Genomic DNA, 23,235 nt, shown 5'->3' on the forward strand with positions numbered 1-23,235 from the left:
CGTGACCCTGACCCAAGCCGTGACGCGGCTGTCCGCCCGGCTGCCCCGCACCCTCCATCCCGGCGCGTGGTGGGTGTGGGCGCTGGGCCTGGCCACCGCGGCCGGCCGCACCACCAACCCGCTGCTGCTGATCATGATCCTGGCCGTGGCCGGATACGTGGTGGTCAGCCGCCGCGGCAACGCGCCCTGGGCGCTGGCCTTCCGGATGTACCTGATGTTCGGCGCGTTCATCATCCTGATGCGGGTGCTGTTCCGGATCATCTTCGGCGGCGGCCAGGGCGAGACGGTCCTGTTCACCCTGCCGCAGATCGTGCTGCCCGAACTGGTCGCGGGCATCCGCCTGTTCGGCCCGGTGGCCGCCGAACAACTGCTGGGCGGCCTCTACGACGGCCTGCGCCTGGCCACCATGCTGATCTGCCTGGGCGCCGCCAACGCCCTGGCCAACCCCAAACGCATGCTCAAAGCCGTCCCCGGCGCCCTGTATGAGGTCGGCTCGGCCGTCGTGGTCGCCCTTTCCGTGGCCCCGCAACTGATTGAGAGCGTGCACCGGGTCCGCCGCGCCCGCCGCCTGCGTGGTGGCAGGCAACGCGGCATGCGCGCCCTGCGCGGCATCGTCATCCCGGTCCTGGCCGACGCCCTGGACCGCTCGCTGCTGCTGGCCGCCGCGATGGACTCCCGCGGCTACGGCCGCCGCGGCACCGCGAGCCCCAGATCCCGCCTGCTCACCGGCACCCTGGTACTACTCGGCCTCTCCGGCGTCTGCGTCGGCGTCTACGGCCTCCTCGACGGCACCACACCCCGGGCCCTCGGCCTGCCCTTCCTGGTGGGCGGACTCGCCATCGCCGCAACGGGTTTCGTCATCGGCGGCAAACGAGTCCAGCGCAGCATCTACCGCCCCGACCACTGGCACCTGCCGGAAATCCTGGTCGCCGCCACCGGCATCACCGCGGGCGCCCTGCTCTTCCTCACCGGCGCGGTCGACCCGGCCAACCTCTACCCCTCGCTGAACCCGCTGGCCTGGCCCGAACTGTCCGTCCTGCCCACCCTCGGTGTGCTCATCGCCGTGCTGCCCGCCTGGCTCAGCCCACCCCCACCCACCACGGAGCAACACCGGTGATCAGGTTCGAGCAGGTCTCCATCCAGTACGCAGGCGCCAGCGAACCCACACTGTCCACAGTGGACCTGGAAATCGGCGAGGGCGAACTCTGCCTGGTCACCGGCCGCACCGGCACCGGCAAGTCCACCTTCCTTGGCGCCATCAACGGCCTGGTCCCGCACTTCACCGGCGGCACCCTGCGCGGCCGGGTCACCATCAACGGCCTGGACACCAGAACCCACAAACCCCGAGACCTGGCCCACCTGGTCGGAGTCGTAGGCCAGGACCCCCTGGCCGGCTTCGTCACCGACACCGTCGAGGAAGAACTCGCCTACGGCATGGAACAACTGGCCATCCCGCCAGAAGTCATGCGCAAACGAGTAGAGGAAACCCTCGACCTCCTCGGCATCGCCGAACTCCGCAACCGTCCACTAAGGACTCTCAGCGGCGGCCAGCAACAACGAGTGGCCATCGGCTCCGTCCTCACCACCCACCCCCGGGTACTCGTCCTCGACGAACCCACCTCAGCCCTGGACCCCACCGCGGCCGAAGACGTCCTGGCCGCCATCACCCGCCTGGTCCACGACCTGGGCGTCACCGTCGTGGTAGCCGAACACCGGATGGAACGCGTAGTCCAATACGCGGACCAGCTAATCCACCTACCCGGCAACAAAACCCTCGAACAAGGCCCGCCGGCCACCCTCCTGCAATCCACCACCATCGCACCCCCCGTGGTCGAACTAGGCCGCCTCGCAGGCTGGTCCCCCCTCCCCCTCTCCATCCGGGACGCCCGCCGCCAAGCAGCCCCCCTCCGAGCCCAACTAGCCGACAAACCCCAACCCACCCAAGGCAGAACCCAAACCCACTCCCCAGCCACCCTCTCCGCCAACAACATCACCGTCCGCTACGGCCAGGTAATCGCCGTCCGCGAACTGACCATCTCCCTCCACCAGGGCCAGATCCTCGCCCTCATGGGCCGAAACGGCTCCGGCAAATCCTCACTGCTCTGGGCCCTGCAAGGCTCCGGCCCCCGCCAAAGCGGCACCGTCTCGGTCAACAACCAAGACCCCCGCACCGTCTCCGCCGCCACCGCCCGGTCCCTGGTCGGCCTGGTCCCGCAAACCCCCGGCGACCTGCTCTACCTGGAAACCGTCGCCGCCGAATGCGCCGAAGCCGACCAGGAAAGCCAGTCCCCCCAAGGCACCTGCCGCACCATCCTGAACCGCCTGGCCCCCAACATCCAGGACACCACCCACCCCCGAGACCTCTCCGAAGGCCAACGTCTCGCCCTGGTCCTGGCCATCCAACTCACCGCGGCCCCCAACGTAATCCTCCTCGACGAACCCACCCGAGGCCTGGACTACACCGCCAAAAAAGAGTTCGCCACCCTCATCCGCACCCTGGCCAACGAAGGCCGAACCGTCGTAATAGCCACCCACGACGTAGAACTCGTTGCCAACACAGCAGATCGGGTAACCGTCATGGCAGAAGGCGAAATCGTCGCCGACGGCCCCACCGCCGACATCATCATCGCCAGCCCCGCCTTCGCCCCCCAGGTAGCCAAAATCCTCAACCCCCAGCCCTGGTTGACGGTCGCCGAAGTAGCCGAGGCCCTGTCATGACCACACAACCCAAGCCCGCGAAGCTGACGCCCACCCTCGACCCGCGGGCCCTCCGTGTCAGCCCCCGCACCGCCCTGGTCCTCACCATCGCCTCCCTCGCGGGCCTGGCCATGTTCCTCTGGCCCCTCTTCGCCATCGCCCAGCCGGAAGCCATCGCGCACAGCAACGACGCCCCCCTGATCTTCCTGATCGCCCTCCCCGTCCTGCTCGCGATCATCCTGGCCGAAATCACCACCGGCGGCATGGACACCAAAGCCCTGGCCATGCTCGGCGTCCTCTCCGCCATCAACGCCGCCCTCCGTCCCCTCGGCGCAGGCACCGCAGGCATCGAAACCGTCTTCTTCCTCCTGGTCCTGGCCGGCCGGGTCTTCGGCCCCGGCTTCGGCTTCGTCCTGGGCTCCACCTCCCTGTTCGCCTCCGCCCTGCTCACCGCGGGCGTAGGCCCCTGGCTCCCCTTCCAAATGATCGCCAGCTCCTGGATCGGCCTGGGCGCCGGACTGCTCCCCCGCAAAGTCAAGGGCCGCTGGGAAATAGCCATGCTCATCGGCTACGGCATCTTCGCCGCCTACGCCTTCGGCTTCGTGATGAACATGTGGTTCTGGCCCTTCACCGCCACCATCGACACCCAGCTCGGCTACATCCCCGGCGCCCCCCTGGCCGACAACCTGCACCGCTTCTTCATCTTCACCCTCATCACCTCCAGCTTCGGCTGGGACACCGGCAGAGCCATCACCAACACCATCGCCATCCTGCTCACCGGCCACGCGGTGCTGGCCGTACTACGCCGAGCCTCCAGGCGAGCAGCCTTCGACGCCCCCGTCACCTTCACCGACCGCCCAGTTGGCCAAAGTGGGACGCCCAGTTTGCCCAACTAGGCGTACGACTTGGGCCAACTCGACCGCTCAGCAACACGCGACGCGCGCAGCGCCCCCCACCGGCGGCTCCAACGCGGCCTTCTCCACCTCCGCCAGCATCCGCACCCGATCCGCCGCGGTGATCACCCGCCCCCGCGTCGCCACCAGGTGAATCCGCCGCGTGTTCGTAATCGAAGCCAACGGATCCCCATCCAGCACAACAACATCCCCCCGCTGCCCAACCCGCAAAGTCCCAGCCCCTTCCGCCTCCCCCAGGAACCGAGCCACCTCCGAAGTCCCGGCCCGCAACGCATCCATCGGCGACAACCCGGCCCGCACCAGCAACTCCAGCTCCTCATGCACCGAAAACCCGGGAAACACATAAGGATTCCCCGCATCAGTACCCAGCAGCGTCCCCACCCCGAACCGATGCTGCTCCGCCACCATCCGTAGCCGGGCCGCGAAGTACTCCCGCTGCTGCCGAATCTCCGCCGCCGTCACCGGAGCCCACCGAGCCAACTGCCCCGCCCAGTACTCCTTGTAAAACGGCGGCAGGTATTTCATCCGCTCATCCCCCGCGAACTCCTCCGCCGGCGAGGAGTAGACCCGCATCGCAACCAACGTAGGAGATTGCCAGGAACCATTGCGCCGCAACTGATGCGCGAGCACCCGAGCCTTGGCCGCGCTGTACGAAGCAGCAGCCTCCCGCTCGATCTCCCGCACCCCCTTGAACCACACAAAGGGATCCGCCGGATCCAACGGCATCCCCGCGATCCGCCGCCGCAACTCCCCCTCCCGCGTACTCGTCGCCAGCGACAACCCGTACATGTGCTCAAAAGTCCGCTGCCCCAGCGAACTCGACTCACTCATCGACACATGATCCGAAGCGTGCCCGGCGAACCGCACCCCCAAAACCCGGCACTCCTCCGCCACCGCCCGCAACAACACCCGATCCAGGAACGGATACACCTTCACAAAATCCGCCCCACCGGCCACCGAATCCCGCACGGCCTGCCGCGCCTGCTCCGGCGTCCGCACGATCAGCGACATCGGCAACACCGAATCCGGCCCGTCGATAATGGCGCTCCCGATAATCAACCGAGGACCGAAAACCTCCCCGGCCTCGATCCGCCGCCGCAGGTCGTGGTGCTGCGGGAACCCCCACATCTCCCGGAATCCCACCACCCCGTGCAACAGGCACAACGGCAAGGTGATCTTCTCCAGGTAGGCCCCATGCACGTGCATGTCCCACAACCCCGGAATCACATACTTCCCAGGCAGATCAAACACCTCCGCCCCCGCCGGCAACGGCAGCTCCCGCCCACCCACCGCGAGAATCCGCCCGTCCCCCAACACCATCGTGGCATCCCGGCGCACGGAGGAAGCACCGGTGTCCACCAGCGTCACCCCACGCAACACCTGCACCGCAACAGAATCAGCGGCCGCGGCCACCCCTGAGCCCAACCAGCTCCCGGCCACCGCGGCCGCCCCGATCCCACTGAGCCACCCTAGGAACTCCCGGCGACTCGTCCCGTTCTCACTCATGCCCGCAGCCTGCACCCTGACGTAACGTCAAGTTCAAGCCTCGCCACCCAGAAGTGTCAGCAACAACTCCCGGGCATCACCACGGCCGCACTCCGAGCCCCAGCCGTCGGCGGCTGGAACTCCAGCGCGGCCTGCTCAATCTCCCCCAGCAACCGCACCCGATCCGCAGGCCCGAAAACGCGCCCCCGGCTGACCACCGAGTGAATCCGCCGGGTATTCGCGATCGAGGCCAACGGATCCGCGTCCAGCACCAGCAGATCCGCCTTCTTCCCCACCGACACCGTCCCCACCGACGAAGCCAGCCCCACATACCGGGCCGCATCCCGGGTCACCGTCTGCAAGGCCGCCATCGGCGACAATCCGGCCGCGACCATCCGCTCCAGCTCGTCATGCAACCCAGAACCCGGGAAACAGTACGGATTCCCGCAGTCCGTCCCGCCGATCACGCCAACCCCGGCCTTGTGCAGGATCCCCACCAACCGCAGCTGCCGCTCGTAGAACTCCCGCTGCTGCGCGATCTGCTCCGGCGTCACCGGCGCCCACCCGGCCGCCCCATTCGCCCAGGACTCCTTGTAGAACGGCGGCAGGTACTTCATCCGCTCATCCCCGGCAAAGGTCTCCTTCGGCGAGGTCACCATGTGCAGCACCCGCAACGTCGGCGACAACCAGCCATCCCGCTCCCGCATCTTCCGCGCCAGCGCGACCGCCTTAGCCGGACTGAACGAGTCCCCGGCCTGCCGTTCCAACTCCCGCACCGCCCGGAACCACGGATACGAAGCCGCCGGATCAAACGGCAACTCCGCGATCTTCCGCCGGTACTCAGCCTCCTCCCGCGAAGTGCTGAACAGGAACCCGAACATGTGCTCGTAGGACTTCTGCCGCAACACCAGCGCCGCGTCCACCGGCACAAAATCCGGCAGGTGCCCGGCAATGCGCAGTCCCAGTTTCTCCGCCTCGTCCGCGATCGCGGTCAGCAGCTCGGGCGTGAGCATCTGATACACCTTGACGAACTCCGCGCCCTTGGCGTGCTCGGCCCGGACCGCGGCCCGCGCCTCCGCCTCGGTGCGCACGATCAGCATGCCCCTGCCATAGAAGGACGCGGGCCCGTCGATGATCGCGCTGCCGATGACCATGCGCGGCCCAAGCGCGGTCCCGGCCTCGAACTCCCGCCGGGCCTGGTGCGATTCGGGCAGCCCCCACATCTCCCGCACCCCGGTGACCCCGTACACGAGGTGCGACTTGGGCACGATGGTGCGCAACTGCATCAGGTGCGTGTGCATGTCCCAGAACCCGGGCAGCAGGTACTTGCCGCGCAGGTCGATGATCGTGGCCCCAGCCGGTGCGGCCAGGCCGGCGCCGCCAACCGCGACGATCCGATCCGCCACCAGCACCACGGTCGAGTCCGGGCAGGGCGCGGCACCGGTCGCGTCGATCAGGGTGGCCCCGCGCAACACGGTCACCTGCACCGTGTCCGCACCGGCCGAACCGGCCAGCGCCGGCCACAGTCCTCCAGCAGCGGCGAGGGCGACCCCGCTCCTGGACATCCAGCTCATGAACTCACGTCGGTTGACCCCCAGTTTGGTCATGACCCCATGATGGCCCCATCCCCCTGGGGCAAGTCACCCCCAATTTCACAGCCAGCCGTGCTCCCGGGCGATCCGGGCCGCCTCCGCCCTGGTCCGCGCCCCCAGTTTGGCCATCGCCGAGGACACGTAGTTACGCACCGTGCCCGCGGACAGGTGCACCGCGGCCGCGATATCGGCCGCGGTCGCGGTGTCGTGCACCTGCCGCAGCACGTCCAGCTCCCGCTCGGTCAGCGGGCAGTCCGCCTCGGCCAGCGCGTCCGCGGCGAACTCCGGGTCCACGTACCGCAAACCCGCGTGCACCCGCCGGATCACCTCGGCCAGCAACGAAGCCGGGGCATTCTTGGCCAGGAACCCCTTGGCCCCCAACGACAACGACTGCCGCAACACCCCGGGCCGGGCATGCCGGGTCAGCATCACCACCCGCACCGCCGGGAACTCCCGCGCCAGCCGGGCGGCCACCGCGGGCCCGTCCAGCCCCGGCATCTCCACGTCCAGCACCACCACATCCGGCCCGTGCTCGGCCACCGCGGCCAGGCCCTGCAACCCGTCGGAGACATCGGCGACCACGGTCAGATCCGGTTCCAGGCCCAGCAACGCGGCCACCGCCTGCCGGGTCAGCCGCTCGTCGTCGACCAGCACCACCTTGATCACCGGGTCACCGCCGGCTTCGGCAGGCTCGCGGTCACCACGAACTCCCCGTCCCGCGCCACCGCGCTGAACTCGCCGCCGCCCCCGCTGATCCGCGCCGCCAGTCCGGCCAGCCCCGATCCCCACTCCCCCGCGTCCAGCACCCCGTCGTTGCCCACCCGCAGCACCACCGATTCCCCTTGCCCGGCAAGGGTGATCCAGCACCGGCGGGCGTCGGCGTGCCGCAGCAGGTTGGTCACCGCCTCCCGCAACACCCAGCCGAACAACTCCCGCTGCGCCGCGGACAACTCCTCCGGCCGCGCGTCCACCTCGCACCGGATCTCCGCCGAGGCCAGCAGTTTCCGCGCCCCGGCCAGCTCACCCACCAGATCGGTGCCGCGCTGCGCGTGCGCCAGTGTCCGCACGTCCTGCAACGCCCCGCGCGCCAGCTCCTGCACCTCCACCATCTCGTCGTGCGCCCGCTGGGTATCCACAGTGGACAGTCGGGCGGCCAGCTCACTCTTCAACGACACCACTTCCAGCGCGTGCCCGAGGATGTCGTGCAGGTCCTGGGACAGCCGCAACCGTTCCTTGGTGGCGGCCAGTTCGGCCGCGGCCAGCCGCGCGTTGTCCAGCTCCCGGCTGGACCGCCACAGTCGCGCGGTGGTCTCCTGCAGGTAGCAGGTCACCCCGAGCAGCACCACCGACATGATCACCTGGCGGCCCAGGTCCGGCACGCCCGCCGTCGCGTTGGCCAGCAGCGCCAGCCCCGCGAAGACCGCGGAGAGCACCCCGGTCAGCGGCCACACGTACCGGACCGACCGGTTGAGCAGCAACTCCGCGCAGGCCAGACCGGGCAGCACCGCCCAGAACATCCCGACGGCGCCCCACACCAGGGCCAGCAACGTGAGCGCCAGCCCGAGCGCCAGCAACGGCACCCCGGAACGCAGCGGCCGCACTCGCCACGGATCGCGCAGCAGCCGCAGCGCGCCGGGCAGGAAGAGCACGTTGAACGTCGCCCAGCCCACGAGCAGGACCGCCACCCGGACCGGGCTCAGCTCCGGGGAGTTCAGCAGGGACAGCAACGGGAACAGCACCGCCAGGCCGGCGCCGCCGTAGAGGGCGTCCCGGCAGTACTTCCGGAGGTGCTCCAGCGCCGCGGCTGACGCCGACTCCTGCTCCTTGATGGCCGTCACCAGCCAAAACTAGCAGCGCGCGGCGTTCGCGCCGCCCAGGAGATGACACCTGTCATGCCCGGAGACGACACCCGTCATGCCACCCCCTGACATCGCACACTGCCCGCGTGTCCGCCGGATCCCTAACTTTGCCCTCATGAACGGCAACGTGATCGAGGTCGAGGACCTCCACTATCGCTACGGCGAGTTCGCCGCGGTGCGCGGGATCGACTTCACCGTACGCCGCGGCGAGACCTTCGCCCTGCTGGGCACCAACGGGGCAGGCAAGACCACCACCCTGGAGGTGATCGAGGGCTTCCGCAAGCCCGCTCAGGGCCGGGTCCGGGTGCTCGGGCTGGACCCGCACGCCGACCGCTACCAGGTGCAGGCCCGGACCGGGGTGATGCTGCAGAACGCGGGGCTGATCGAGGAACTGACCGTGGCCGAGACCCTGCGACTGTGGCAACGCCTGTCCAGCCGCACCGACAAGGTGGCCACCGCACTGTCCAGAGTGGACCTTTCGCACCGGTCGGATGTCCAGGTGGACAAGCTCTCCGGCGGTGAGCGGCGGCGGCTGGACTTCGCCATCTCCACCTGGGGCGCGCCCGAACTCGTGGTGCTGGACGAGCCGACCACCGGCCTGGACCCCGAGTCCCGGCAACGGCTCTGGGCCAGGGTCGGGGAGCTGAAGGAGTCCGGCAGCACCATCCTGCTGACCACGCACTACCTGGAGGAGGCCGAGGCGCTGGCCGACCAGGTGACCATCATGCACAACGGGATCGCGCAGATCTCCGGCACGCTGCACGAGGTGCTCTCCGGTCGCCCGGCCACCATCACCGCCGACCTGCCCCCGCACGCCCCTGCCCTGCCGCCACTGCACGGCTCGGCCACAGTGGACGGTCACCGGGTCAGGGTGGAAACCCTTGCCCTGCAAACGGATCTCACCACCCTGCTGAACTGGGCCGGCCAGCACCGGCTGGAGCTGGAGAACCTCAACGCGAGCCCGGCCTCACTGCACGAGGTCTTCCTCGCGACGTCGGAGAAGGGATGACCGGCATGCGTGCCGCTGTGTTGCTCGGCCTGACCGAGCTGAAGTTGCTGCTGCGCAAGAAGATCAACGCGGCATCGGTGCTGGGGGTGCCGGTGGCGATGTGCGTGGTGGCCTATTCCAACGACCGGCCGGACACCGCGGCCGGCTGGGGCTCGATGTTCGCGCACAGCTTCATGATCGTGCTGCTGGTGTCCACCTTCCTGGTCAGCACCACGGTGTTCACCGCCCGCCGCCAGTCCCTGGTGCTCAAGCGGATGCGCACCGCGGAGATCACCGACGCGGCCCTGATCGCCGGCATGGTCACCCCGCTGATCGTGGTCACCCTGGCGCAGATGCTGGGCTACCTGGCCTTCTGCGTGGCCATCGGCGCCCCACTGCCGGAGAACCCGCTGCTGGCCCTGGGCGGCATCCTGCTCGGCGCGGCGATCGCACTGCTCGCCGGCGCGGCCACGGCCAGCCTCAGTTCCAGTGTCGAGGTCACCCAGATCACCGCGATGCCGGTGCTGGTCGCCGCGCTCGGCGGCATGATCGCCACCTTCGCCGACTCCGACCTGGCCCGCACCCTCGGCATGCTGATGCCGCTGAACGGGCCGACCGACATGCTGGCCAAGGGCTGGGGCGGTGGAGGCGCGGGCATCCAGCTGTCCGAGATCGCCCTGATCCTGCCCGCCGGGATCGCGCTGTCCGCGGTGGTGCTGGGGGTGATCACCGCAAAGTTCTACCGCTGGGAACCGCGCTGAGCTGTCACATTGGCGCGCTCCGCGCGCGGGATTTTTCGCTCTTGAGTCGCCTCGTCGTGCATCCGCCGCACGCGAAGCAAGCTTCGGATGCGTCGGACGCACGACAAGGCAACGCGAAAAATCGGCACCCCGCCGCCGGTGAAAGGCCCGCCGTGTCGCTGCGCGCCACGCCTTTTCGCAACTAGTGAACGCTCGGTCGAAGTGCGCGCCAGGTCTTCTCGCCAGCGGGGTGGCCGAACCTGGCAAGGAAACGCCCGTGCGCCTGGAGGGGTCGCACGGGCGTTCTCCGTTTCAGGGGCTTCAGATCAGGCGGGCACAGCCTGGTCCTTGACCAGCTCAGCCGGTGGCCGTTCGGTGGCCAGCAGGATGGAGTCCAGGATCTCCCCGACCCGGACCGCCGTGTTGGACAGCAGGGTCGAGGTGATGCCGTGGCTGGCCTCGGTGGAGCCCTGCAAGTAGATCCCGGCTCGCACACCGTCCTGAGTGGACACCCGGTAGTCCCGGTCCACCCGGAGTTCGCCGCGCTCGTCCCGGTGGCAGTGCTCGCCGAGTTCGCCCAGCAGCGACAACGGGTCCACCGGCCGGTAGCCGGTGGCGTAGACCAGCACGTCGGCCTCGATCACGCTCATCTCGCCGTTGGGCAGGAACCGCAGCACCGCGCGGACCCCGTTCGGCGTGGCGTGCACCTCGGTCAGCCGGGAGATCTTGTGGATGTGCATGCGGTGCACACCCCGGACCTTCTCCTGGTACACCCGGGCGTAGAGCTGGTCGATGAGGTCCATGTCCACCGCGGAGTAGTTGGTGCCGCGGTGGTAGTTCAGCAGCATCCGCTTGACCTCGTCGCTGGCGGAGAAGAAGTAGTCCACCGCCTCCGGGTCGAAGATGCCGTTGACGAAGGCGCTGTCATCGGCGGGCGCGTAGCCGTAGCGGGCGAACACCGCGTGCACCTGGGCGTCGGCGTAGCGCCGGTGCAGATACTCGGTGGTCTCCGCGGCGCTCTGCCCGGCGCCGACCACGATGAACCGCTTGGCCGCGGACTCGGGCAGCTCCTCCAGTCGGTGCAACAACTGCTGGTTGTGCCAGACCCGTTCGGAGACCTCGGCATCCGCGGGCAGGTTCGGGCGCAGCCCGGCGGCCAGCACGATGTTGCGGGCGCGGTGCTCGGTCAGCTCGCCGTCCTTGCGCACCACCACGTCGAAGTAGTCGATCACGCCGTCGGCGGTGTGCACCGGGCGCAGCTCGACCACCTCGCTGCCGTACTCGGCCAGGTGCTCGAACCGCCCGGCCACCCACTCCAGGTAGTCGTGGAACTCGACCCTGGTCGGGAACAGCATCTTGTGGTTGATGAAGTCGGCCAGCCTGCCCTTGTCCTGCAGGTAGCACAGGAAGCTGTGCGGGCTGGTGGGGTTGCGCATGGTGACCAGGTCCTTGAGGAAGGAGACCTGCATCGTGGTGTCCTCGATCAGCATCCCGCGATGCCAGCCGAACCGCGGCTGCTTCTCGAAGAACACCCCGCGCAACTGCCGTTGGTCCGGCTGTTGCTGGTTGCGCTCCTCCATCGCCACGGCCAGCGCGAGGTTGGACGGACCGAACCCAATGCCCACGAAGTCCAGGACCGGACTCTCTCGTTCCTCGGTCGCAGTCGACACGCTTGCCCCTTCACTGCCGAGCCACGGCACTGGAAACTTAGGTTAGCCTTACCGAAACAATCAGACGGGCCCCTGTCAAGTTCACAACGCCCAGATGCCGCGCACGACACAGTCGCCCCGCCCAGGCTAGGTGTTTAGCCTAACCTAAGTTAGCGTTGCCTACCAGAACCGTCCGATCTTGAGTGGTGGAGGACGCCGGTGCCGCTCGAAGCGCCAGCCAGACAGGACAACGAGCAGCTCACGGTCGATCTGGTGGCCGATCCGCTGCTCGTGGCGACCCGGCTGACCGAGGCGGGACTGAGCGAGACGCACGTGCTCTACGAGCGTTCCGGCGAGTTCGCGGTGGCGCTGGGCGCGGCGGCCCGGATCACCGTCACCCGCACCGAGATCACCTTGGTCGCAGGCGACTTACACCGCACCCTGCCCTGGCAGCGCACCCCGCTGGAACGCATCGGCGAACTGCTCGCACAACTCCCCTTCACCGGCTGGCGCGCCTACGGCTGGGCCGGGTTCGAGTTCGCCTACGCGCACGCGGGCCTGCTGGACCAGGTGGGCGAGGATCCCTTGCTGCACTTCGTGATCCCGGCCGTGGAGGCCCGGCTGACCGAGGGCGCCGCGGTGGTCACCGGCACCGATCCTGCGCTGCTGGCCAAGGTCGCCGCGCTGCTGGCCGAACCGGTCGCCGAACCCACGTACCAGGCGGTGCCGGTGGAGCTGGGCGAGGCGGGCGCGGAGCAGTACCGGGCCGCGGTGGCCGGTGCGATCGAGGAGATCCGGGCGGGCCGCCTGCAGAAGGTCATCCTCTCCAGAGTTGTCCCGGTGGAGCAGCCGGTGGACCTGGCAGGCACCTACCTGGTGGGCCGCCGCCGCAACACCCCGGCCCGCTCCTTCCTGCTCGATCTGGGCGGGATCCGGGCCGCTGGGTTCAGCCCGGAGACGGTCCTCGAAGTGGACGCGCACGGCCGGGTCACCACCCAGCCGCTGGCCGGGACCAGGGCGCTGACCGGTTCCGCCGAGGAGGACCAGCGCCTGGAACAGGATCTGTTGCGGGACAGCAAGGAGATCTACGAGCACGCGATCTCGGTGAAGGTCGCGCACGACGAGCTGGCCGAGCTGTGCCGGCCGGGCAGCGTGGACGTGCACGGGTTCATGTCGGTGAAGAAGCGCGGCAGCGCCCAGCACCTGGCCTCCACGGTGACCGGCGAACTGCCCGCCGGCGAGGGCCCCTGGGGAGCCTTCGCCGCGCTGTTCCCCGCGGTCACCTCCACCGGCGTGCCCAAGCGCGCGGCCTACGAGACCATCGCCCGGCACGAGTCCGAGCCGCGCGGGCTGTACAGCGGCGCGGTGTTCCGCGCGGACAGCGACGGCACCCTGGACGCGGCGCTGGTGCTGCGCACGGTGTTCCAGCGCGCGGGCCGGACCTGGCTGCGTGCCGGGGCGGGCATCATCGAGCAGTCGGATCCGGACCGCGAGCTGGAGGAGACCTGCGAGAAGCTCCGCAGCGTCGCCCCCCACCTGGTACGCGGCAACTAGTTCGTCGGCCAGGGCCGCTGTGCCGGCCGGAGCTGCTCGAACGCGCGAGCCAGCCGCAGCACCCCGATATCGTCGAAGCGTTTGCCGGTGATCTGCACGCCGATCGGCAACCCGTCCGCGCTGTAACCCGCGTTGAGGGACAGCGAGGGCTGGCCGGACATGTTGAACGGCACGGTGAACCCGATGTGCTCGAAGGGTTTCGCCGGATCGTCCACCGGTGAGGCCTGTTCGGCGCCGAAGGAAACCACCGGGCAGACCGGGCTGAGCACGAAGTCGTACTCGCGGAAGGCCCTGGTGGCCGCCGCGCTCATCACGTCCATCTGGGCGAAGCCGCGGTACACCGCCAGACTGTCCACTTCGGACCCGTCGAACACCCAGTCCCTGATGTAGGGCAGGATCTTCGCGATCCGTTCCGGCGGCCACCCGGCCAGGTCCGCGGCGAACCTGGTGCGCCAGAACCGATCGAGCCCGTCCAGGACCTCCTGGGTGAGGAACGGCCGCACCGGGGTGACGATCGCCCCGGCCGCCTCGAACGCCGCCGCCGCGGCCCGCACCGCGGCCAGGACCTCGGGTTCGACCGGCAGTCCGGCGCCCGCCTCCTCCTGCAACCCGATCCGCAGGCCCTTCACCTCGATGTCCAGCTGCTGCCAGGGAATCTGTTCGGGCGGCAGGCTCCAGTAGTCGCGGTCGTCGGGCTGGGCGAGCACGGACATGAGCAGTGCCGCGTCGGCCACGGTGCGGGTGATCGGTCCGGCGACCCGGCCCAGGAACGGCGGATCCACCGGCACCCGCCCGAAACTCGGCTTGTGCCCGACCAGTCCGCACAGTCCGGCCGGCAGCCGGATCGAGCCGCCGATGTCGGTGCCCACATGCAGTGGCCCGTACCCGGCCGCGGCGGCCGCGGCGGCGCCCGCGCTGGAGCCGCCGGGGTTGCGGTCCAGCCGCCACGGGTTGCGGGTGAGCGGGTGGAAGCTGGACAGGCCGGAGGTGAGCATGCCGAAGTCGGGCATGGTGGTCTTGGCCAGGAACACCGCGCCCGCCGCCCGCAGCCGGGCCGCGGGCGGCGCGTCCACCGGCGCGGGCGCGAGTTCGGTGGCCGCGGTGCCCAGCGGCACCGGCACGCCCTCGGTGGCGATGTTCTCCTTGATGGTGACCGGCACACCGTCCAGCGCACCCTGTGGTTCACCTCGCCGCCAGCGCTGTTCGGCGGCTTTGGCCTGGGCCAGCGCGGTGGCCGGGTCGGGGGCGTAGAGGGCCTGGAGGTCGGGTTCCCAGGCGCCGATCCGGGCGAGCACCGCCTCGGTCACCGCCACCGGGGACAGGTCGCCGGTGCGGTAGCCGTCCAGCAGCTCGACGGCGGTCAGGTCGGGCAGTTCCGTTGCCATACCGGGGTTTCCTCTCAGCTCGCCGGCGGGTCGAAGCGGCCGTCGACGGCGGTCCAGCCGCCGTCCACGCTGAGCACCGAGCCGGTGACGTAGCTGGCCGCCTCCGAGGCCAGGTACACCACCGCCCCGGCCAGCTCCTGCGGTTTCGCCCACCGGCCGAGCGCGTTCTTGTCGGCATACGCCTGGTACCACTCGGGACTGTTCTTGATCTGCTGGGTCAGCGGGGTCTCCACCACGCCGGGCGCGATCGCGTTCACCCGCACCCCGGCGGGCCCGAACTCCGCGGCCGCGGTGCGCAGCAGCTGCACCATGCCCGCCTTGGTCGCGGCGTAGGCGCCCTGCCCGGGTTCCACGGTGACCGCGCGGATCGAGGAGAAGGCGATGATGCTGCCGCTGCCGCGTTCGACCATGGCCCCGCCGAAGGCCCGCACCACCTCGAAGGTGGCGGTCAGGTTCAGCGCGATCACCCGGTCGAATTCGGCGCGGGTGTAGTCCAGCAGCCGTTTGCGCACGTTGACCGCTGCGGTGAGCACCACGATGTCGATCTGGCCGAGGCTGGCCGCGGTCTTGGCCAGCGCGTCGGAGTCCAGCACGTCGAGCTGGACCGCGCTGGCGGCCGGGCCGATCAGTTCGGCGGTTTCCCGTGCGGTGACCTGGTTGTAGTCCGCGCACACGACCTTGGCCCCGTGCGCGGCCAGTGCCCGTGCGGACTCACGGCCGATGCCGCTGCCGCCGCCGAGCACCACGGCGGTCTTGCCGTCCAACCGGAACAGGCTCGAATAGTCCATTGTGGACACTCCTCACTCTGGCCGAATCACTCTGGGTCGAACCGGGCCAGCGACCGCGCCAGACTCGGCGCGGCCGCGATCAGCCCTGCGGTGTAGTCCTGTTGGGGCGCGCCGTAGACCCTCGCCACCGGTCCCAGCTCGACCAGGTCGCCGTGGCGCAGCACGGCCACGGTGTCGCAGACGTGCCGCACCACGCCGAGGTCGTGCGAGACGAGCACCAGGGTCAGCGCGTACCGGTGCACCAGGTCGTCGAGCAGGTTGAGGATCTGCGCCCGCACCGAGACATCCAGGGCGCTGACCGGTTCGTCGGCGATGAGCACGCTGGGCTTGGGCGCGAGCGCCCGGGCGAGAGAGATCCGCTGCCGCTGCCCGCCGGAGAACTGATGCGGGTACCCGTCGGCGGCGTCCACCGGCAGTCCAACCGCGGCCAGCAGTTCGGCCACCCGTTCCCTGCGTCCCGGGATCCGTTGCACCACCAGAGGTTCGCTAATGATGTCGCCGACCCGCAGTCGCGGGTTGAGCGAGCCCATCGGGTCCTGGAACACCAGTTGCAGTTCCCGGCGCAGGAACCTCAGCCGCCGCTCGGGCAGTCCGGTGATCTCCTTGCCCTGGAACCGGATCAAGCCGGCGGTGGGTTTGTCCAGCGCGGCCAGCAGCCGCACCAGCGTCGACTTGCCCGACCCGGATTCGCCCACCACGCCGAAGCGCTGTCCGGACTCGATGTCGAAGGACAGTTCACGCAGCGCCGGGATCTCGGCGCCGGGCCGCAGCAGCGAGGTGCGGGCCCGCCGGTAGGTCCGGCGCAGGTGGCGGACCTGGATGAGGGGTTCAGTCATCGCCATTCCAGGTGATCGTGCGCAGTTTCCCGTGCTCGTCGAGTTTCTCCAGGTCGGAGGCGGCCAGCAGGCCCTGGGTGTAGGGGTGCCGGGGGCTGGTGAACAGGCCGGGCAGCGGGCCGGCGTCCACCACCTTGCCGCCGTGCATGACCAGCACCCGCTCGCACATGTCGGCGACCACGGCCAGGTCGTGGGTGATGAACAGCAGCGCGGTGCCGCGTTCCTCGGTGACCGCGCGGATCAACCTGAGCAGCTTGGCCTGCACGGTGACGTCCAGCGCGGTGGTCGGCTCATCGCAGATCAGCACCTCGGGATCGTTGGCCAGCGCCATCGCCAGCAGCACCCGCTGCCGCTGCCCGCCGGAGAGTTCGTGCGGGTAGGCCCGCGCGGTGATCGCCGGATCGGGCAGCCGCACCTGGTCGAGCAACTCCACCGCGGCAGCCCTGGCCGCCCGGCGGGTTCTGGTGCGGTGCAGGGTCATCGTCTCGGCGACCTGCCTGCCCACCCGCATGGCCGGGTTGAGCGCGGTCATCGGCTCCTGGAACACCATGGCCATCCGCCGCCCGCGCACCCTGGCCAGTTCCCGCTCACGCAGCCGGAGCAGGTCATCGTCCACTCCGGACAGTCGAACCGACCCGCTGGCCCGCACCCCCTCGGGCAGCAGCCCCATCACCGCGGCCGCGGTCATCGTCTTGCCGGACCCGGACTCGCCGATCAACCCGACCCGCTCACCGCGCGCCACCTCGAAGGACACCCCGCGCACCAGCGCACGGTCCACAGTGGACACGGTCAGCTCCGCCACCCTCAGCACACTCATCGGCGACCTGCCAGCCGCGGGTCGAACCGATCCCGCAACCCGTCGCCGAGCAGGTTGAACCCCAGCACCGCCACCGCGATGGCGATCCCGGGCGCCACCGCCAGCCGCGGTTCCACCGAGAGCAGTTCCTGGGACTCCTGCAGCATCCGGCCCCAGCTCGGTGTCGGCGGCCGGGTGCCGAAGCCCAGGTAGGACAGGGCCGCCTCGGCCAGCACCGCGATCGCGAAGGACACCGAGCCCTGCACGATGACCAGGCCGCCGATGTTGGGCAGCACGTGCCGCACCGCGATCCCGGTCCGTCCGCGCCCGGCGGCCCGCGCCGCCAGCACGAACTCGGCCGAGCGCACCTGCGCGGTGGCCGCCCTGGCGATCCGGGCGAACCCGGGCACGGTGGCGATGCCGATGGCGATCATCGCGGTGCTGGTGTCCGCGCCGAAGACGGCGCCGAACATGATGGCCAGCAACAGGGTCGGGAAGGCCAGCAGCAGGTCGTTGGCCCGCATCACCAGTTCGTCCAGCCAGCGCGGCCCGAGTGCGGCCAGCACGCCCAGCGGGGTGCCGAGCAGCGCCGCCGCGCCCACCGAGACCAGCCCGATGAGCAGGGTGGTCTGCGCGCCGACCATGAGCTGACTGACGATGTCCCGGCCGAACCGGTCGGTGCCCAGCCAGTACTCCGGCCCCGGCCCGGTCAGCCGCAGCGTGGCGTCCACCAGGGTCGGATCGTGCGGGGTCCACACCAGCGACAGCAGCGCGGCGCAGCCCACGAGTCCAATGAGGACGGTCCCGGCGCACAGGCTGGCCGAGCGGCCTTCGCGCGCGCTCACGTGGCCTGCCGCAGCCGCGGGTTGAGCACCGTGTGCAGCACGTCCACCGCGAAGTTGACCAGCAGCACCGCGCACACCAGCACCATCACCACGTTCTGCACCACCAGCAGGTCCCTGGCCGCGACCCCGTCCAGCAGCAGGCTGCCCAGTCCTGGCAGCACGAACACCCGCTCCACCACCACCGCGCCGATCAGCAGGGTGCTGAGCTGGAGGCCGAGCACGGTGAGCACCGGTCCGGCGGCGTTGCGCAGCCCGTGCCGCAGCAGCGCGCTGAACCTGGTGTGCCCCTTCGCCCGCGCCGTCCGTAGATAGTCCTCTGTGGACACGTCCAGCACCGCGGAGCGCACATACCTGGTCAGCACCGCACCCTGCACCAAGCCCAGGGCCAGCGCGGGCAGCATCAGTCCGCGCAGGAATTCGAGGGGATCCCGCACCGGCGGTGTCCAGCCCCCGGCGGGCAGCAGCTGCCAGCGCACCGCGAACAACTGCACCAGCAGGATGCCGGCGATGAACCCGGGCACGGCCAGGCCGAGTTGGCTCAGCCAGGACACCGCGACCCCGCCTGCCCGTCGCCGCGCCACCGCCGCGTACACCCCGGCCGGCACCGCGATCAGCAGCGCCACCAGCATCCCGGCCCCGACCAGCCATCCGGTCACGCCGAGCCGGTCCAGCAGCTGCGGGCCGATCGGTTCCCTGGTCACGTAGGAGCGGCCGAACTCGCCGGTGACGAACCCGCCGAGCCAGTCCAGGTACTGGGCGACCGGCGGCCGGTCGGTGCCGAACTCGCGCCGGGTCTGTTCGACCAGCTCGGGCGAGGCACTCAGGCCCAGCGCCACCTGGGCCGGGTCACCGGGCAGCACGGCGAGGAAGGCGAACACCACCACCGACGCGATCAGTGTGCTGACCAGCAGAATCGCCGTACGCCGGGCCAGTCGCGGCAGCATCGCCGCGGTCACTGCCTGCCCAGCCGGGCGAACTCGAAGGACTCGCCGATCTCGTTGCGCGGCAGCCCGCTCACCTTGGTCCTGGCCACCACCAGGTTGGGGAAAACGAACAGCCAGCAGGCGGCCGCGTCCCTGGCGATGGTCCGGGCGACCTCGCGCATCAGCCGGTTCTGGGTGTCCGGATCGACCTGGTCGGCCCGGTCCAGCTGGGTGCGCACGGCCGGGTTGTCGTAGCCCCAGTAGTAGTTCGGGTTGCCGAAGCTGTCGATGTCGCGGGCCTCGACGTGCTGCACGATGGACAGGTCGAAGTCGTGCTCGGTGAACACCTGCTTGAGCCACACCGAGGGGAAGTCCACCGGCTCGATGCCCACGGTCACGCCGACCTTGTCCAGGTAGGACTTGATCACCTGGGCCGAGGAGATCGCGTACGGCAGGTTCGGGATGCGCAGGGTCAGGTTCAGCCCGCTCACCCCGGCCTCGCGCAGCAGTTTCCGGGCCTGGTCCGGATCGTAGGGCGTGACGCCGGTGAGGTCCTCGAACCACGGGTCGGTCGGCGGGACCATGCTGCCGATCAGCACCCCTCGCCCGGCCCAGGCCAATCGCAGCAACGCGGCCCGGTCGATGGCGTGGGTCAGCGCCCGGCGCACCCGCACATCCGACAGCGGCGCCCGGCGGTTGTTGAAGGACAGCACCACCTCGCCGTTGGTGGTGCCCTCCAGCACGGTGAACCGGCGGTCCTGGGTGAACTGCGGGATCGAGTCCGGCGCGCCGACGGTGGAGATCACGTCGATGCCGTTGCTCAGCAGCGCGTTGTTCAGCGCGGTCGGATCGCGGAAGTACTTCAGCTGCACGGTGGTGTAGGCCGGCCGCGATCCCCAGTAGCCCTCGCGGACCCGCAGCACGATGGAATCGCCCCTGGTCCGGGAGAACACCTCGTACGGTCCGGTGCCCACCGGCCGGGTGCCCAGCTCGTTGACGCCGGTCGGGGTGAACATCGCGCCCACCCGCCCGGTCATGGCGAACAGCCAGCCGTTGCTCGGCCGGTTCAGCACCACCCTGGCGTGCAGCGGGGAGAGCACATCGACCTGGCGTAGAACGTCCATTGTGGACTTGAGGGAGACCGCCCAGTCGGTGCGCACCCGCTCCAGGCTGAACTTCACGTCCTCGGCGCTGAACGGCGCCCCGTTCGCGAAGCGGACATTCGGCCTCAGCCGGAAGTCGTAGACCGTCCGATCGGGACTCACCGTCCACGATTCGGCCAGTCCCGGCGCGATCCGGCCCCCCTCGTCTCGCTTCACCAGACCCTCGTAGACGTTGCCGAGCAACACCTGTGGGATGGCGGCCCCGTCGGTCCTGGTGAAGTCGAAGTTCTGCGGCTCAGCGGTGAAACCGATGCTCACGGTGTTCGGATCAGCCGGTGCGGTGGCCAACTCACCCGCTGAACATCCGGCGAAAACGACGCTGAGGACGAGAAGCGACGCGACCGCGCGCAGTCCGCTGGATGATCGTCGCATGTCGGCACACTACGGCTTTCACCGACCGTTGGCCGCCCCCAACGGGTGCAAATCCGCACTGAGTCCGGTGGTGTGTGTCATCCCGGGTTAGCTTGCGCAGAGAACGCGTTGTCAGTACTGGGGTAGGGAGGTTCGAACGTGGAGGGCAACGCACCAGTACAGCTCGCCCGGCGGTCCACACCGCCGAAGCCCGGCACCGAGGTGCCGCTACTGGCCTTCGCACCCCGGGTCGGCCTGCAACTCGGCCTCCGCCCGGTCCTGCTGTTCTTCTCCGGCGGCCTGCGCCTGCGCGCCGAAGCCTCCGTCGACGGCCGCAGCCGGCTCCGCGTCCTGGGCTTCCATCTGCTGGCCGATCACCCGCACCTCGGCAAGGTGACCATCACCCGAACCGAACCGGACTCGGCCCCCACCAGCCTGGTCGACACCGGCGGCGCCGAGGCCCCTGGCGTGAGCGCGCTGTTCCTGCACTGCGCGGTGGACATCGAACGTTCCCCCGGTTCAGGAAGGCCCCTGCACCTGCGGACCTCGACCCCGCTGCAGCTGGTCGGCCGCGCCCGGACCTTCCCCCCGGTCAGCGAACCGTTCCGATCACAGCGAACAGTCGAGCTGCACCAGCCAGGCGAGTCAACCCCGATCGGCCTGCTGGAGCCCTTCCGCGTCAACCTCGGAGGCTGCTAGCTCGCCCCCACCCACTTGGCCACACCGGCACGCCCAGTTGGGCAAAGTGGGACGCCCGGTTGGGCCAACTAGGCGTGCGACTTGGGCCAACTCGGCGTGCGGGGCGGGGCGGCGGCGGTGACCTCGACGCCGGTGCCGTGCACGATGAGCCTGCCCTTGCCGCGGCGCTTGGCCGAGTACATCGCGGCGTCGGCCAGGCCGAGCAGCTTGTCCGCGGTCAGGTCGTGCTCGAACACGGTCAGGCACACCACGCCGATGCTGGCCCTGGCCACGTGTTGCTGCCCGGCGATCGCGTACGGGACCTGCAACGCGGACAGCACCCGCTCGCCGACCTCTTCCGGCGGGTGGTCGGTGCCGTCGAGCAGTACCCCGAACTCGTCCCCGCCCAGCCGCGCCACCGTGTCCGTGGCGACCACGCAACCACGCAGCCGTTCACCGACCGCGCGCAATACCGCGTCCCCTGCGGCATGTCCGAACCTGTCATTGACAGCCTTGAAGTCGTCCACGTCGATGAACAGCAGCATCAGCGGCCGGTGCTCGTCGATCCGGCTGCGGATCGCCCCGCTCAGCCGTTCCCGGAAGACGACCCGGTTAGCCAGTCCGGTGAGCGAGTCGTGGTAGGCCTGATGTTCGAGTTGCCGCTGGCTGTCCTGCAGGCGCTTGAGCAGCTGCATGTTGTCCGCGGAGGTCAGCAGCTGGCGGGCCATGATCAGGCCGACGCAGAACAGCCCCAGGTAGACCTGCCAGATCCCCAGTTGGATGCCCAGCGCGGTGCCGATCGCGATGAACACGCCGGTGATCACCAGTGGCACGTACGGCACCACCAGGTGCAGGTAGTCCCCGGCCTGCAACCTGCCCGGGTCGCGCCCGGCCGGCCCGCGTTCCACCGGCGCCCACGGCGCCAGCGCGAAGATCAGGGTGCCCGCCATGAAGCCGACGTCCGCGATCGGTGGCACGTGCCCGGTGCCCTTGGAGATCAGGTAGGCGAACAGCCAGCCGGAGGCGGATTGGCAGGCGAAGGCCACGCTGAGGAAGACCACCGGCAGCTGCCGCGCGGTCTGCCGGATCCGGGACAGGGTGGCGACCACGCCGAGCAGCACCACGTAGGCGGCCGGGTGCACCAGCAGGGTGATCATGCCGGGACCGCTGCTGAACCAGGAGCGGGGCGCCCCGCTGGGGATGGCCGAGGCCACCCAGAACAGGAAGGACAGCGAGCCGAGGATGATCAGCGCGTCCACCAGCAGCATCGCCCCGCCGTAGCGCCGCTTCGCCACCGGCGCGGCCACCTCGGAATGCTCACCGCGGGCCAGTTCGACCACCCCGGCCATGGACAGCAATGGCGCCATCACAAAGGCTGCGGAGGCCACAATCGCGATTGTCCGGGTCATCCCGACCATCGAGCCCACGGTCAGCGCCGCCAGCCCGAAGGCCAGCCCGATGCTCGCCGCGGCCATCCAGTTCCGCCACCGCCGGCCGACCCCGGTGCGACCGCGGGCGGTCCAGGAGTACCCGAACACTGCGAACAAGGCCGCTACCAGCTGAAACGCCTTGTCCGTGATCATCGACGCCCAGGGGGACAAGATCCCCGAACTGGTGACGACCACCAGCAACGACAACCCAGCCAGGGTCGTCGTGGTCAACACACGGAACGTTCGCGCGGCCATTGCTCCCGCTGTCGACTAAAGCGGCGGATATGCAGGGACCGGACCACTGTAGTAATAGCCGCCAGAACTGTCGACCTGATCGGGTGACAACGGCACCCCTGACCGGCAATGTGCAACATGCACTCTGCGTTTTTCGGTCAATGAATTCAATGCACTAAAGGGCACAAACAAGGCCCAAATGCGAAAAAGCTTCCGGCCCCGGGGCGAACCCACGGGGCCGGAAGCCTTCTCAAATTTAGTTCGGCGGCGTCCTACTCTCCCACACGCTCACGCATGCAGTACCATCGGCGCTGGAGGACTTAGCTTC

Annotated in this window: 20 protein-coding genes; 7 read left to right on the plus strand and 13 right to left on the minus strand. The window is 69.6% G+C overall.

Features of this window, described 5'->3' with window-relative positions; translation table 11 throughout:
* Position 1 precedes the first annotated feature (1 nt).
* Genes MZC64_RS45290 through MZC64_RS45300 form a run of 3 tightly spaced genes read left to right on the plus strand, consistent with a single transcriptional unit; the run spans position 2 to position 3,593 of the window.
* Positions 2 to 1,117, plus strand: a complete 1,116-nt coding sequence (locus MZC64_RS45290; RefSeq protein WP_247765766.1) for an energy-coupling factor transporter transmembrane protein EcfT — start codon at positions 2 to 4, stop codon at positions 1,115 to 1,117.
* Positions 1,114 to 2,718 (plus strand): ABC transporter ATP-binding protein, encoded by a 1,605-nt coding sequence (locus MZC64_RS45295; RefSeq protein WP_247765767.1) that lies wholly within the window; start codon positions 1,114 to 1,116, stop codon positions 2,716 to 2,718. The genes MZC64_RS45290 and MZC64_RS45295 overlap by 4 nt, the downstream gene beginning before the upstream one ends.
* Positions 2,715 to 3,593, plus strand: coding sequence for an ECF transporter S component (locus MZC64_RS45300; RefSeq protein ID WP_247765768.1), 879 nt, complete (start codon positions 2,715 to 2,717; stop codon positions 3,591 to 3,593). The genes MZC64_RS45295 and MZC64_RS45300 overlap by 4 nt, the downstream gene beginning before the upstream one ends.
* 27 nt (positions 3,594 to 3,620) lie before the next feature.
* Here the strand turns inward: MZC64_RS45300 and MZC64_RS45305 are convergent, their stop codons facing one another.
* The 4 genes from MZC64_RS45305 to MZC64_RS49020 form a co-directional block, all read right to left on the minus strand.
* A complete protein-coding gene (locus MZC64_RS45305; protein WP_247765769.1) occupies positions 3,621 to 4,979 on the minus strand; it encodes an amidohydrolase family protein in 1,359 nt (452 codons plus the stop codon).
* A 194-nt stretch (positions 4,980 to 5,173) separates the two neighbouring features.
* Positions 5,174 to 6,703: an amidohydrolase family protein gene (locus MZC64_RS45310; protein ID WP_247765770.1), complete on the minus strand. Its 1,530-nt coding sequence runs from the start codon at positions 6,701 to 6,703 to the stop codon at positions 5,174 to 5,176.
* A gap of 45 nt (positions 6,704 to 6,748) precedes the next feature.
* On the minus strand, positions 6,749 to 7,354 hold the full coding sequence (locus MZC64_RS45315) for a response regulator transcription factor (RefSeq protein ID WP_247765771.1): 606 nt from the start codon (positions 7,352 to 7,354) through the stop codon (positions 6,749 to 6,751).
* Complete coding sequence (locus MZC64_RS49020) at positions 7,351 to 8,526, minus strand: histidine kinase (RefSeq protein WP_247765772.1); 1,176 nt, start codon at positions 8,524 to 8,526, stop codon at positions 7,351 to 7,353. Before MZC64_RS49020 ends, MZC64_RS45315 begins: the two co-directional genes overlap by 4 nt.
* A 136-nt stretch (positions 8,527 to 8,662) precedes the next feature.
* On the opposite strand from MZC64_RS49020, the gene MZC64_RS45325 reads away from it, so the two are divergent.
* Both MZC64_RS45325 and MZC64_RS45330 read left to right on the plus strand, forming a co-directional pair.
* The gene (locus tag MZC64_RS45325; protein ID WP_247765773.1) at positions 8,663 to 9,556 is read left to right on the plus strand and encodes an ABC transporter ATP-binding protein; all 894 of its coding nucleotides are present in this window, start codon (positions 8,663 to 8,665) and stop codon (positions 9,554 to 9,556) included.
* 5 nt (positions 9,557 to 9,561) lie between these two features.
* Positions 9,562 to 10,296 carry an ABC transporter permease gene (locus MZC64_RS45330; protein WP_247765774.1) on the plus strand — a complete coding sequence of 245 codons (735 nt, stop codon included), beginning with the start codon at positions 9,562 to 9,564 and terminating at the stop codon, positions 10,294 to 10,296.
* Positions 10,297 to 10,601: 305 nt separating this feature from the next.
* On the opposite strand, the gene MZC64_RS45335 is transcribed toward MZC64_RS45330, so the two are convergent.
* Complete coding sequence (locus MZC64_RS45335; protein ID WP_247765775.1) at positions 10,602 to 11,945, minus strand: lysine N(6)-hydroxylase/L-ornithine N(5)-oxygenase family protein; 1,344 nt, start codon at positions 11,943 to 11,945, stop codon at positions 10,602 to 10,604.
* 198 nt (positions 11,946 to 12,143) lie between these two features.
* Here MZC64_RS45335 and MZC64_RS45340 point away from each other — a divergent pair, with 198 nt between their 5' ends.
* Positions 12,144 to 13,478, plus strand: coding sequence for a salicylate synthase (locus MZC64_RS45340; RefSeq protein ID WP_247765776.1), 1,335 nt, complete (start codon positions 12,144 to 12,146; stop codon positions 13,476 to 13,478).
* Here MZC64_RS45340 and MZC64_RS45345 read toward each other — a convergent pair.
* From MZC64_RS45345 to MZC64_RS45375, 7 genes are read right to left on the minus strand one after another with little or no spacing between them, the layout of a single operon-like run.
* On the minus strand, positions 13,475 to 14,863 hold the full coding sequence (locus tag MZC64_RS45345; protein WP_247765777.1) for an amidase: 1,389 nt from the start codon (positions 14,861 to 14,863) through the stop codon (positions 13,475 to 13,477). The two genes, MZC64_RS45340 and MZC64_RS45345, sit on opposite strands and share 4 nt — an antisense overlap.
* Positions 14,864 to 14,877: 14 nt before the next feature.
* Positions 14,878 to 15,651, minus strand: coding sequence for an SDR family NAD(P)-dependent oxidoreductase (locus MZC64_RS45350; RefSeq protein WP_247765778.1), 774 nt, complete (start codon positions 15,649 to 15,651; stop codon positions 14,878 to 14,880).
* Between the two features lie 26 nt (positions 15,652 to 15,677).
* Positions 15,678 to 16,487 carry an ATP-binding cassette domain-containing protein gene (locus MZC64_RS45355; RefSeq protein WP_247765779.1) on the minus strand — a complete coding sequence of 270 codons (810 nt, stop codon included), beginning with the start codon at positions 16,485 to 16,487 and terminating at the stop codon, positions 15,678 to 15,680.
* On the minus strand, positions 16,480 to 17,304 hold the full coding sequence (locus MZC64_RS45360; protein ID WP_247765780.1) for an ABC transporter ATP-binding protein: 825 nt from the start codon (positions 17,302 to 17,304) through the stop codon (positions 16,480 to 16,482). Before MZC64_RS45360 ends, MZC64_RS45355 begins: the two co-directional genes overlap by 8 nt.
* Complete coding sequence (locus MZC64_RS45365; RefSeq protein ID WP_247765781.1) at positions 17,301 to 18,128, minus strand: ABC transporter permease; 828 nt, start codon at positions 18,126 to 18,128, stop codon at positions 17,301 to 17,303. Before MZC64_RS45365 ends, MZC64_RS45360 begins: the two co-directional genes overlap by 4 nt.
* A complete protein-coding gene (locus MZC64_RS45370; protein WP_247765787.1) occupies positions 18,125 to 19,072 on the minus strand; it encodes an ABC transporter permease in 948 nt (315 codons plus the stop codon). The genes MZC64_RS45365 and MZC64_RS45370 overlap by 4 nt, the downstream gene beginning before the upstream one ends.
* A gap of 8 nt (positions 19,073 to 19,080) precedes the next feature.
* Complete coding sequence (locus MZC64_RS45375; protein ID WP_247765782.1) at positions 19,081 to 20,586, minus strand: ABC transporter substrate-binding protein; 1,506 nt, start codon at positions 20,584 to 20,586, stop codon at positions 19,081 to 19,083.
* A 138-nt stretch (positions 20,587 to 20,724) separates the two neighbouring features.
* Between MZC64_RS45375 and MZC64_RS45380 the strand changes: the two genes are divergently transcribed.
* Positions 20,725 to 21,264 carry a hypothetical protein gene (locus MZC64_RS45380; protein ID WP_247765783.1) on the plus strand — a complete coding sequence of 180 codons (540 nt, stop codon included), beginning with the start codon at positions 20,725 to 20,727 and terminating at the stop codon, positions 21,262 to 21,264.
* 68 nt (positions 21,265 to 21,332) lie between these two features.
* Here the strand turns inward: MZC64_RS45380 and MZC64_RS45385 are convergent, their stop codons facing one another.
* Complete coding sequence (locus MZC64_RS45385; protein ID WP_247765784.1) at positions 21,333 to 22,904, minus strand: GGDEF domain-containing protein; 1,572 nt, start codon at positions 22,902 to 22,904, stop codon at positions 21,333 to 21,335.
* Positions 22,905 to 23,235: the final 331 nt, after the last annotated feature.

The organism is Crossiella sp. S99.2, assembly GCF_023094165.1.
In the GTDB taxonomy this organism is placed as follows: domain Bacteria; phylum Actinomycetota; class Actinomycetes; order Mycobacteriales; family Pseudonocardiaceae; genus Crossiella.